Genomic DNA, 11,960 nt, shown 5'->3' with positions numbered 1-11,960 from the left:
ACGCCCACAGGAAACAAGGTGTTTCATGAATCAGACGCGAAACGCGCTGATCAGGTGTTTGAGTTCCACGACTTGAGCCGACAACGCCCGACTGGCGTTCTCGGTCTGGTGCGCGCCTTGCGCGGTACGCTCACCGGCGCGGTTGATCTCGACGATGTTCTGGTCGATGTCATGGGCCACCGCCGTCTGCTGCTCCACCGCAGCGGCAATCTGCTGGTTCTGATCGACGATCATGCCTACAGCGCCGAGTATATTTTCCAGCGCCTGCTGGACCTTTTCTGACTGCCCGACCGTGCCATTGGCCATCTGATGACTGACACCCATGGCTTTGACGGCGGCACCGACGCCGCCGTGAAGCTTGCCGATCATCTGCTCGATTTCTTCAGTCGATTGCTGCGTGCGCTTGGCCAGCGTGCGAACTTCGTCCGCCACCACCGCAAAACCTCGCCCCTGTTCCCCGGCCCTGGCCGCTTCGATTGCGGCGTTGAGCGCCAACAGGTTGGTCTGTTCTGCAATGCTTTTGATCACTTCCAGCACGCGACTGATCGATTGGCTGTCGCTGGCCAATTGGTTGATCACCTGCACTGACTGGTCGATTTCGCTGGCCAGCGCAGCAATGCTGCCCTGCTGCGACTCAACCAGGCAGCGCCCACTGACTGTCTCTTCATTCACGCTGTGGGCGCTGCTTACCGCTGCTGCGGCACTGCGTGCCACCTCCAGCGAGGTGGCCGACATCTGGTTCATCGCGGTCGCCACTTGCTCGATCTGCGAGCGTTGCCCGGCGACAGCTTGATTGCTTTGTGCAGAGACATCCTCCACTTGCCCGGCCTGACGCTCGACTTCGCCAACGGTTTGGCCGACGCGCTCGATCAAGTCATGAATCTTCTTCACCGTGCCGTTGAACACCTCGCCCAATTCGCCCAGTTCATCGCGGCTATTGGCCTTGAAATTAACCGTCATGTCGCCTGCCGCCACCTTGTCCATCATCGCGCCGAGGCGCTTGAGCGTGGTGCGGGTCGAGGCGTAGAAGCCGCCGTAGAGATAGAAGATCAGCACAAACACCACCGACAACGCCACAGCCTGCAAGACCATGTGCGTGCGGTTTTGCACCAGGCGCTGCTGCAATTGGGTGTCGAGGAATTTCAACGTCGCTTCGTTGAGCAGGTAGGTTTTGTCCATCAGAACGGTGACCTGGTCGTAAAACGCCTGCCACGGCGCATCCAGGGTGTCGGCCATCACCACTTGCTCTTCGAACAACTCGCTGGCCTCTTTGAGCGACGCCTTGCTGCTGTCGGCCTGAGCACTGAGGGCTTCACGCGCCACGTTGCTGGCGCCGAGGGCATCCTTCAATTTCAAACCGTACTCGGCCTGGAGCTTTTCGATCTGCACCAGCAACTCGTCAAAACGGGTGCTCGACGAACTGTTGAGAAAACCCTGGCCCAACGAGTACGAACCCATGGCCCGACCGTCGCCAAGGGTCTGCGTGACGGTCGGAGTGATCAGGGTCACCAGTTCGCTGAGCTGACGGATATCGCCCTGGTTGTCGCGGCTCAACCCGGCCTGACTGCTGATGATCTGGCTGAAAATCTGCGCACTGGCCAAGAGCTTTGCGATCAGGGCGCTTTTGCTTTGCAGCGAGCGTTCCGCTTGCTGGGCTTTGAATGCAGCCAGCATTTCATCGCGCTTGCCGTCGAATACCTTGATCTGCTCAGGATCGTCGCTCATCGCCGTCAACCCTTGCAGACGAGCCAATACCGTCTGTTCGAGGGTGGTGATCTGCGACTCGACGTTACTCGCCTTACCGGACTGGCCGAGGGTGACGTTGATTTGCACCAGATTGTTGAGGGTCTCCAGATCCCGGCGCAAGGCCAGGCTGCTGCCCAGCAGGTCGAGGCTCTGCAATTCGACTCGGGTGCCCTGAAACTCACGATAGGAATCGCGTACCAGATAGAAATTGGTCACCAGCATCGGCACCAGGAACAGCACGCTGATCAGGCTGAACTTCATACCGAAGCTCAGACGGTTCATCAGCGTGACGGCGGGATAGAGCAAGCTCTTCACTGGAAGTCTCCCTTGGTTTTTCTTGTTTTTATTGGCAGGCGCGGGGCGACAGCAGATAGCCACTATCGAGCGCCATCTCTGTATAGCTCAAAACGAAGGGAGTTTTTGTAACTTAAGGTTAACGGCGGGGTGTGCCGAGGGAAATGACTCCCTCGGCACCCTCTATCAGTGAATCAGAACTGTCCACAAGGCAAACCCGGCAAACCACAGCACCGCCGCACGCAGCAGCAGTTCCCACAGGCAATCAAGGGTGTTGATGCCTTCAGGGCCCACCGCAGGTGGCGGGATCTCCCCCGCCGCCAATCCGACCTTGTTGATCAGTTGCGCAGCACTGATGTTCCAGTTCAACAGTTCATGCAGCATCACCCGACTGACCGCAACGAAGTTGCCCACCAGGGCAAAACTCGCCGCCAACAATCGCACCGGCACCCAGTCGAAGGCATGGCGCAGTTGCGCGGCCCGTTCAACCAATGCCGGGTTCTGGCCATGTTCTTCGGCCAGCGCCAACAAGCGATAGGCCAGTGCAGCCACCGGGCCGAGCACGAAATACCAGAAGATCACCGCAAAGAAGCTCTGATAGGCCTGCCACAACAAATGGCCCTGGACCTGATCGAGCAATTGCTCGCCACTGTCGGCGCAGATATCCAGATCACGCTTGGCCACATGGGCCGCCGCTTGCAGATCCTCACGGCGCCAGGCATCGCGAAACGGCCCGAGACCGCCCAGCAAGTCGCCGCGCCCCAGACTGTAAATCACCACCAGTAAGTGCACCGGCAAGGCCAGCAAGCCATAAGCCACAGGCTCCAGCACCACCAGCAACAAGCCGAGCAAGGCCACCGGCAGCAACACCAGAATCGTCAGCACCAGCCACGGCCGATTGGCCAATCGCGCGCTGCTTTCGAGTTTGTTCAGTTCGCGGATCCATCCGCCATCGCGTTGAACCCGATGGCGCAGGGCCGAGAACTTCTCGACCCAGACTGCCAGCAGTAACACCAGAAAACTCATTGTCCTTCCTCTTGTGCCAGGGCAGCGCGGTAACGCGCCCAGTCGAATGCCGGGCCAGGATCGGTCTTGCGCCCGGGTGCAATGTCGCTGTGTCCGCAGATGCGTGCGCCGGTGATCGCCGGAAATGCTGTTTGCAACTGCCGCGTCAGCCTTGTCAGTGCCTGATATTGCGCATCGGTGAACGGCAGATCATCGGTGCCTTCGAGTTCGATGCCCACGGAAAAATCGTTACAGGTTTCGCGTCCGTCAAAAATCGACACGCCCGCATGCCACGCCCGCTCAAGACAGGAGACAAACTGGGTGACCTTGCCGTCACGCTCGATCAGAAAATGCGCCGAGACTCGTAGGTCGGCAATACCTGCAAAGTAGGGATGTTCGGTGACATCCAGACGGTTCTGGAAAAATTCCTGCACCTTGCCGGTGGCGAATTGCGCAGGCGGCAGACTGATGTTGTGGATCACCAACAGGGAAATTTCGCCCGCAGGGCGTTCATTGAAGTTGGGCGATGGGCAGACCTGCACCCCGTGACACCACCCGCTAGCGGGATCCAACTGCATACCGATTCCTTCAACGCCGACTGTGTTGGCGCCCAGTATGCCGTGATCGGCCCCCGGCGCGCGATCACTTGGCGCGATTGAGTCGCCTCAGATTGCCCAGCACCGACTCCAGCGCCCGGTCGAACAACAAGGTGTCGTCCAATGCGCGTACCGCACCACGGCGAAACTCAAGGGCCAGGCCGATGCGGCTGCGCTCCAGCACTTTCATCCCGGTGCGGTCGACAAACACATACTTGCCGGTGGCTTCGATGATCGCCGCGAGTTTGCAGCGCAGGGTATGTTCCTCATCTTCCTCGAACGCCACCCAACTGCCCACACGCAGTTGATCGACCTGACGCAGCCCCGCGTCATCGCGAGGCAAACGCACCCGCGCCATGCCGTCCTCATCAGCGGTTTGCAAGACGATCTGCTGCGACACCTCGACCAGCGCCGTGGCCTCATCCGCCTCTGCGGAACGCTCCAGCACGCGAACATGCAAGGCTTCGAGCTCACTGAAAAATTCGCTGGTGGCAAACGGGTCGAACGCCGAACCGTTCAGGCCATCACGCAATGACTTGAGCAACCCCGGTACCAGCGCCAGCAGACGCAGGCTCGATTGCTCGTCTTCATGCCGTTGCACGCTCCAGATCAGTTGCGTCATGGTTTGCACATCGGCCTGCCATTCGGCGGATTGATCGCCATGCTTGAGGCAGGTCAGCAGCAGCACTTTGCTCCAGGCGTCCTGCACGAACGTCACCACCGACGGTGGCAGGACTTTACCCAACAGTGCCTGATTCAGCGCCTGCTCGACTCGGCGCCGCGCCAGGTCGGTTTTCGCCCGGCCCTCTTCTGCATCGCGTAATCGCTGTTCGAGCAACTCGCTGCGACGACGTTCGTCGCTGGTGAAAGCGAGGAAGTCGGCCAGCAACTCGGAGAAAATCGCCGGGTCATCGACAAAATCCGTCAGCAAGCGCTGCACCACTTGTTCGATACGCTGATACAAACTGTCGCGCGCATCACCGTCACAATTGCCCCAGCCCATCGCCGCGTCGGCGATTTCGTTGAGCAATCGCCGCGCCGGATGGCTGCTGCGGCTGAAGAAACTCTTATCCAGCACCGCCACCTTGAGCATCGGGATTTGCAAGCGGGCGATCAAGGCCTTGAGGAAGTCCGGCAGATTGCGGTCATCGAGAATGCAGTCGAACACCATGGCAATTAGGTTGATCACGTCTTCGTCTGCGCCGCCGACAATCCGCGATTTGCCACTTTTGACACTGACCCGCGTCAGCAACTGTTCGAGTTGATTGCGCAGATCGAAATCGTCTTGCGCTGCCAACGCCGGCACGTATTGCTGCAAGTGTGACAGCAGGCGCAGCAGGTCGCGGGTGGTGATCGGCTGGGCGCAAACGCTGGGTTCCAGAGTCGGCGCGACACTGCCGCGCACCTGCAACAACAACGCCTGCAGCGCGGCGAAGACTTCCTGCACGCTGTCGTCCGCGGGCGGCGGGCCCTGGCTTTCTTCGCTGTCCACCGTGGCCGCAGCACGATCGATAGCTCGCCGCGCCGGTGCCGGTTTCAGGTCCGGCAACACTCCAGTTGCGCTGAGCAGTTGATTGGCTTCGGCATAAAGTTGTTCCGTGTCCGCCAGTACATAGCGCTCGAACAGTTTAAGCAGGATCAACTTGACCTTGATCTCCACGCCGAGGTTGCGTCCGGCTTGCAGGAAATACTCGCAGAGCAGCGCCGGGCCGAGCGGGTTGGTTTGATCGTCAAGGGTGTTGCCGAGCAGCGCGTTGAACCGGGTGCTCAGTTGATCGAGCGCGAAGCCATCGCGCTTGAGCACTCGACCGACCATGGTTTCAACCGCCACATTGCGCTCCATGTCATCGGTGCGCGGTGCCAGGTCTTCGTAAATCAGGGCGTGCGGTAGCGTGTTGTGCGTGAAATCGTATTGAGTGAGGCCGACAAAGGCTTCGAAGAACTGTTCGAGAAAGCCGCGCTCAATGTTCTTGCGCTTGAGGCGCAGGTCGCGCATGGCTTCGAAAAAGATATTCTGCTCGACGTCGTTGCGTGCGCGGTCGGCCATTTCAAACAAGGTGTCATCGGCGTTATCGAACAGCTCCTGCAAACCCTGGCGAAGTTGCTGGGCAGCCTTGTCGCGAACCTGAAGCAGAATCACTGGCAGGCGGGCGAGCGGCGAGTGATTCGCCTGATCGGTAGCGGCCTTGTGCAAAGGCACTACTTTCCCGTCGTTGTGCATCCAAGCCTCCTGGAACGGTGATTCTTCTTTGAGCACAAACCTCGAGCGCAGGAGATGTCAAAGCTATGACGTCAAATGCAAGGCGGATTATCTTGCAAAAGATGTCTCCAGCGCCAGAGGCGTCAGGGTTTCCCCTATGCCCGCCTACCTTGCAATGACCGCGCGTTCGCCGGGTTTGCTCACATAAAATCGACCGAATGCAGACCAGCACGCGCGTTCCCGCCTTGGGTTGGTTCGTGCCATGCCCCTATAATCGACCCACTTTGTTTGTGGAGCCCGTTATGCCGAATCTACGTCTCGCCGATTTGACCGCCGAAATCGAAGCCAACGTGCGCCGTGCGTTGCTCGAAGACATCGGCAGCGGCGACATCACCGCGCAACTGATCCCGGCCGAACGCCTGGCCAAAGCCACCATCATTACCCGGGACGCGGCCGTCATCTGCGGCACCGCGTGGGTCGATGCGGTATTTCGCCAACTCGATCCACGGGTGGCCGTGCATTGGCAGGTGACTGATGGCGAGCGGGTGAAGCCCAATCAGCCGCTGTTTCATCTGGAAGGCCCGGCCCGTTCGCTGCTGACCGGCGAACGCAGTGCTCTGAATTTCCTGCAACTGCTCTCTGGCGTGGCAACGCATGCGCAATACCTGGCAGACTTCGTGGCCGACACTCAGGTCAAGCTGCTCGACACCCGCAAGACCCTGCCGGGCCTGCGCCTGGCGCAGAAATACGCGGTGACCTGCGGCGGTTGCCATAACCACCGCATCGGTTTGTACGACGCGTTTCTGATCAAGGAAAACCACATCGCTGCCAGCGGCGGCATCGCGCAAGCCATTGCCGCCGCGCACAAGATCGCCCCGGGCAAACCGGTGGAAATCGAAGTGGAAAGTCTGGATGAGCTCAAAGCAGCACTGGCGGCCGGCGCGGACATCATCATGCTCGACGAACTGAGCCTGGACGACATGCGCGAAGCCGTGCGCCTGAACGGCGGCAAGGCAAAACTGGAGGCCAGCGGCGGTATCAACGAAAGCACGCTGCTGCCGATCGCCGAGACCGGGGTCGATTACATCTCGATTGGCGCGATGACCAAGGATGTCAAAGCGGTGGATCTGTCGATGCGCCTGAGTCTCTAAGACCTTCACGCGATAAAAAACGCCAGCCCGGTTGAGGCTGGCGTTTTTGTTTCAGACCACCAGATTATTCATCTCGCAATACTCTTGCCACTCGACGCCCAGCACTTCGGCCGCCTCTTTGTGCAGCACCAGACGCTGCGCCTCGAACTCCTCTGGCGTGCTCGTGTACTTGAGCGTCAACTCCCACGGCTGCAAGCCCTGAGCTTCGGCTTCGTCTTCGAACGCCCACTGGATCTGATCTTTCTGATCATCGGGACTGAGATCCTTGATCTCTTCCAATAGCTGCGGCGCATCGAGTTTGTATTTCTCCAGCGCTTGTTCGTGACGTTGCTCTTGAGTTAATTCGGTCATGGCGTTCTCGCTGATCGTAAGAATGGAGGATGGATCTGGATCATCAAGGATCTCTCTGACGCGGTTTGTCCGGCCTTCGGAACCATTCGGGATCATCTGAAAACTGCTGGGCGATGCTCATGCAGGCACCGAATATAGGACGTTTGCATGACGAATTACACGGCTCTTTACATCTCTCCCACAAAAAGTTGACCTGCGGAACATAACGGTGGATTTCGAGTCATAGCGATGTGCCACTTCGGCACCCTCTCCGCTGTTCACAAGGAAAACCAGTGATGCGCAGCTTTTCGAAGATGTCCTCCATTGTCTCCGTCACCACTTTAATGGCTGCACTGGCCCTGCCGGCCAGTGCAATGGCCGTTGAACTGAGCACCAGCAGCCCCTCCTATGGCGACAAGGTTTCTCTGATTCACAACGATTACGGCAAAGAGGTCGTCATCAGAAGCGACATCAGCATCGATGAACTGAAAAAGATGCGCGACACCGTCAATGATCAGTCGCGCCAGATTGAAGAGCTCAAACGCAACAGCGGTTCGAGCAGCAGTGCCAGCAGCAAGGAAATCGATGAGCTGAAGAACAAAGTCAAAGAGCAGGATCGTGAATTGGACACACTTGGCCGTCAGGTCGAAGACCTCAAGCGCAACAGTGGCTCGAGCTCCAGCTCGAACAGCAGCGAGATTTCAAACCTGAAGCAGAAGATCAACGATCAGGATCGGGCGATGGACCAGCTCAAACGCACCGTTGAGGATTTGAGCCGCAAGGTGAAATAAGGGGATGGTGCCCGAGACAGGAATCGAACCTGCGACCTTCGCGTTACGAGTGCGCTGCTCTACCGGCTGAGCTACACGGGCGGTGGGCTAAACCTAGCACCGCTCTTGAGGTCCGGCAACTCGGGACTTGGTACGGTTGATTTCAACAGACAAAAAAATGCCCCGCCGTTTTCACGGCGGGGCATTTTTATTGCGCTAACGCTGCGGGGTGTTTAAACGCCCGAAGCCTTGGCCGCTGCCACGTCTTTGATGGACAGCTTGATACGGCCGCGGTTATCCACGTCCAGTACCAGCACTTCCACTTCCTGACCTTCTTTCAGAATGTCAGTCACTTTCTCAACACGAGCATCGCTCAGCATCGAGATGTGAACCAGACCATCCTTGCCCGGCAGGATGTTGACGAATGCGCCGAAGTCGACGATGCGCTCAACCTTGCCAACGTAGATCTTGCCAATCTCGGCTTCAGCGGTGATACCCAGAACGCGCTGACGAGCTGCTTCAGCCGCTTCCTTGGTTTCGCCGAAGATCTTGATCGAACCGTCGTCTTCGATGTCGATCGAAGCCTTGGTTTCTTCGCAGATCGCACGGATGGTGGCGCCACCTTTACCGATAACGTCACGGATCTTGTCGGTGTCGATCTTCATCGCAATCATGGTCGGAGCGTTGGCCGACAGTTCGGTACGCGACTGACCGATGATCTGGTTCATCTGACCGAGGATGTTCAGGCGCGCTTCCAGGGCTTGGCCCAGAGCGATTTCCATGATCTCTTCGGTGATGCCCTTGATCTTGATGTCCATCTGCAGTGCGGTAACGCCTTTGGCAGTACCGGCTACTTTGAAGTCCATGTCGCCCAAGTGGTCTTCGTCGCCCAGGATGTCGGTCAGGACTGCGAATTTCTCGCCTTCCTTAACCAGACCCATGGCGATACCGGCAACCGGTGCCTTCATCGGCACACCAGCGTCCATCAGGGCCAGGGAAGCGCCGCAAACGGAAGCCATCGAGCTCGAACCGTTGGATTCAGTGATTTCCGAAACCACGCGAATGGTGTACGGGAACACGTCAGCGGCAGGCAGCATGGCCGAAATCGAACGACGGGCCAGACGGCCGTGACCGATTTCACGACGACCAGCGCCACCCATGCGACCACACTCGCCCACCGAGAACGGAGGGAAGTTGTAGTGCAGCATGAACGGGTCTTTTTTCTCGCCTTCCAGGGTATCCAGCAGCTGTGCGTCACGGGCGGTGCCCAACGTCGCGACGACCAGAGCCTGGGTTTCGCCACGGGTGAACAGAGCCGAACCGTGGGTCTTCGGCAGAACGCCGACTTCGATGTTCAGCGGACGTACGGTACGGGTGTCACGGCCGTCGATACGTGGCTTGCCGTTTACGATGTTTTCGCGAACGGTGCGGTATTCGATTTCACCGAAAGCCGCTTTGACTTCGCTGGCAGAAGGCTGGCCTTCTTCGCCGGACAGCTTGGCAACAACCTGGTCTTTCAGCTCGCCCAGACGTGCGTAGCGGTCAGCCTTGATGGTGATGGTGTAAGCCTGGGAGATCGCTTCGCCGAATTCGGCACGGATCGCGCCCAGCAACTCGGTGGCTTCTAGAGCAGGCGCCCAGGTCCAGGTTGGCTTGGCAGCTTCGGCAGCCAGCTCTTTAACGGCGTTGATCACAACCTGGAACTCGTCTTGAGCAAACAGTACCGCGCCCAGCATCTGGTCTTCGGTCAGCTCTTTGGCTTCCGACTCAACCATCAGCACAGCGTCCGAAGTACCGGCAACGACCATGTCCAGGCTCGAAGCAGCTTGTTGCTCGTAAGTCGGGTTCAGCAGGTAGCCGGTGCTTTCGTGGAAAGCTACACGAGCGGCGCCGATCGGGCCGTCAAACGGGATACCCGAAATGGCCAGGGCAGCCGAGGTACCGATCATCGCAGCGATGTCCGGATCGGTCTTCTTGCTGGTGGAAACGACGGTGCAGACAACCTGCACTTCGTTCATGAAACCTTCTGGGAACAGCGGACGGATCGGACGGTCGATCAGTCGGGAAGTCAGGGTTTCTTTCTCGGAAGGACGGCCTTCACGCTTGAAGAAACCGCCAGGGATCTTACCGGCAGCGTAAGTCTTTTCCTGGTAGTGAACGGACAGAGGGAAGAAGCCCTTGCCCGGATCGGCTTGCTTGGCACCAACAACAGTCACCAATACGCTGACGTCGTCGTCAACGGTGACCAATACTGCGCCGGAGGCCTGACGGGCGATACGGCCAGTCTCGAGGGTAACGGTCGACTGACCGAACTGGAATTTTTTGATTACCGGGTTCACGGTGTCCTACCTTCTTTTGTGGCTCTTGGGGGAACTGGTTTCTTGCGAAATTCTTGGGCAATGTCGGGAGTCGGCCCAACGCCTGTCCAGGGTAAAACGTGTATCCAGATAAAACTTGAGGCTGGGAGCCTGCAAGGCGCCAGCGGTAAACCGCTGACGCCTGACAGACAACCAACCTCATAGCGCAATCGCTGATTAGCGACGCAGACCCAGGCGACCGATCAGAGTCTGGTAACGACCCAGATCCTTGCCTTTCAGGTAGTCCAGCAGCTTGCGGCGCTGGTTAACCATGCGGATCAGACCACGACGGGAGTGGTGATCTTTACCGTTGGCCTTGAAGTGACCTTGCAGTTTGTTGATGTTGTGGGTCAGCAGTGCAACTTGCACTTCTGGCGAACCAGTGTCACCAACAGCTTGCTGGTAGTCAGCAACGATTTGAGCTTTTTCTTGAACGTCGAGAGCCATGAGGCAATCCTTTTATCAGGAAACTGTTTCAAGGAAACAGCTTCAACAGGCCAGGGACAAATCCCTGTATCTATAAATGAGTCGTGACCGTGCCTGTTAACAGCCACACTCGCCGACCTGCTGTTACACAGGCCGGTTCCGGTCATTCTGACCGAATCAAGCGACGTGGCGCGATGCGCCCGTCTTCGCTCACTTCACCGATACCGATGAAGCGACCATTGTGATCCTGTACCCGCACCATGCCGAACTTCGGAGCATCCGGAGCACGAACCGGCTGGCCGTTAAGCCAGTAGAACGCACTCGCTTGCGAGAACTGCAGCAACGGCCAATCCAGCAGGCCGCTGTCCGATGGCATCAGGAAGCGGTCGACCGCTTCGTTGCCGCCTTCGGCATGTACTGCTTCCAGCTCTTCGAGAGTCACGGTCTGCGCCAGGGTGAAAGGCCCGGCCTGGGTACGGCGCAATTCTGCGACGTACGCACCACAACCGAGTTGCTCACCGATATCCTCCACCAGGGTGCGAATATAGGTGCCCTTGCTGCAATCCACCGCAAGGCGCGCAGTATCGCCCTCGAAGGCCAGTAATTCCAAGCGCGCAATAGTAACAGAACGCGGTTCGCGCTCCACTACTTCGCCTGCACGAGCCAGCTTGTACAGCGGCTGACCATCTCGCTTGAGCGCCGAGTACATCGGCGGTATCTGACTGATTTGACCGCGAAATTTCGGCAGAACCGCCTCGACATCGGTGCGACCAACGGTCACCGGACGCTCCTGCAAAACCTCACCTTCGGCGTCTGCCGTGGTGGTGGTCTTGCCCAGTTGCGCCAGGGTTTCGTAACCCTTGTCGGAATCGAGCAGATATTGCGAAAACTTGGTGGCCTCGCCGAAGCACAGCGGCAAAACGCCAGTGGCCAGCGGATCGAGACTGCCGGTATGCCCAGCCTTTTCGGCGTTGAGCAACCAGCGAACCTTCTGCAACGCGGCGTTGGAGGTGAACCCCAGCGGCTTGTCGAGCAGGATGATACCGCTGACGTTACGACGGATACGTTTGACCTGAGCCACCGAA

General features: G+C 58.4%; 10 protein-coding genes and 1 tRNA gene. 2 read left to right on the top strand and 9 right to left on the bottom strand.

What is annotated here, in order from left to right:
* Window positions 1–30: 30 nt before the first annotated feature.
* The 4 genes from AACY02_RS25975 to AACY02_RS09455 form a co-directional block, all read right to left on the bottom strand.
* Entirely contained in the window at window positions 31–735 is a 705-nt protein-coding gene (locus AACY02_RS25975) for a methyl-accepting chemotaxis protein (RefSeq protein WP_445261998.1), read from the bottom strand.
* A gap of 1,491 nt (window positions 736–2,226) precedes the next feature.
* Window positions 2,227–3,066 (bottom strand): regulatory signaling modulator protein AmpE, encoded by an 840-nt coding sequence (gene ampE / locus AACY02_RS09465; RefSeq protein ID WP_339431703.1) that lies wholly within the window; start codon window positions 3,064–3,066, stop codon window positions 2,227–2,229.
* Window positions 3,063–3,623 carry a 1,6-anhydro-N-acetylmuramyl-L-alanine amidase AmpD gene (ampD, locus tag AACY02_RS09460; RefSeq protein ID WP_221730621.1) on the bottom strand — a complete coding sequence of 187 codons (561 nt, stop codon included), beginning with the start codon at window positions 3,621–3,623 and terminating at the stop codon, window positions 3,063–3,065. The genes ampE and ampD overlap by 4 nt, the downstream gene beginning before the upstream one ends.
* Before the next feature lie 64 nt (window positions 3,624–3,687).
* A complete protein-coding gene (locus AACY02_RS09455; protein WP_339431702.1) occupies window positions 3,688–5,862 on the bottom strand; it encodes a DUF1631 domain-containing protein in 2,175 nt (724 codons plus the stop codon).
* Window positions 5,863–6,143: 281 nt separating this feature from the next.
* Here AACY02_RS09455 and nadC point away from each other — a divergent pair, with 281 nt between their 5' ends.
* Window positions 6,144–6,992, top strand: coding sequence for a carboxylating nicotinate-nucleotide diphosphorylase (gene nadC / locus AACY02_RS09450; protein ID WP_339431701.1), 849 nt, complete (start codon window positions 6,144–6,146; stop codon window positions 6,990–6,992).
* Between the two features lie 51 nt (window positions 6,993–7,043).
* Here the strand turns inward: nadC and AACY02_RS09445 are convergent, their stop codons facing one another.
* Window positions 7,044–7,343, bottom strand: coding sequence for a DUF6388 family protein (locus AACY02_RS09445; RefSeq protein WP_339431700.1), 300 nt, complete (start codon window positions 7,341–7,343; stop codon window positions 7,044–7,046).
* 275 nt (window positions 7,344–7,618) lie between these two features.
* Between AACY02_RS09445 and AACY02_RS09440 the strand changes: the two genes are divergently transcribed.
* Window positions 7,619–8,113, top strand: coding sequence for a hypothetical protein (locus AACY02_RS09440; RefSeq protein ID WP_339431699.1), 495 nt, complete (start codon window positions 7,619–7,621; stop codon window positions 8,111–8,113).
* A gap of 5 nt (window positions 8,114–8,118) precedes the next feature.
* On the opposite strand, the gene AACY02_RS09435 is transcribed toward AACY02_RS09440, so the two are convergent.
* The 4 genes from AACY02_RS09435 to truB all read right to left on the bottom strand — a co-directional run bounded on the left by AACY02_RS09435 (window position 8,119) and on the right by truB (window position 11,956).
* Window positions 8,119–8,194, bottom strand: a tRNA-Thr gene (locus AACY02_RS09435).
* 131 nt (window positions 8,195–8,325) lie between these two features.
* Window positions 8,326–10,431 carry a polyribonucleotide nucleotidyltransferase gene (pnp, locus tag AACY02_RS09430; protein WP_221730616.1) on the bottom strand — a complete coding sequence of 702 codons (2,106 nt, stop codon included), beginning with the start codon at window positions 10,429–10,431 and terminating at the stop codon, window positions 8,326–8,328.
* A gap of 195 nt (window positions 10,432–10,626) precedes the next feature.
* On the bottom strand, window positions 10,627–10,896 hold the full coding sequence (rpsO, locus tag AACY02_RS09425) for a 30S ribosomal protein S15 (RefSeq protein WP_003177875.1): 270 nt from the start codon (window positions 10,894–10,896) through the stop codon (window positions 10,627–10,629).
* Between the two features lie 142 nt (window positions 10,897–11,038).
* A complete protein-coding gene (truB, locus tag AACY02_RS09420; protein ID WP_339431698.1) occupies window positions 11,039–11,956 on the bottom strand; it encodes a tRNA pseudouridine(55) synthase TruB in 918 nt (305 codons plus the stop codon).
* Window positions 11,957–11,960: the final 4 nt, after the last annotated feature.

The organism is Pseudomonas sp. EA_65y_Pfl2_P78, assembly GCF_963970495.1.
Taxonomy (GTDB): Bacteria; Pseudomonadota; Gammaproteobacteria; order Pseudomonadales; family Pseudomonadaceae; genus Aquipseudomonas; species Aquipseudomonas baetica_A.
Note: the sequence above shows the minus strand (reverse complement) of the source record. Positions and strands in the feature narration are given on the sequence as shown.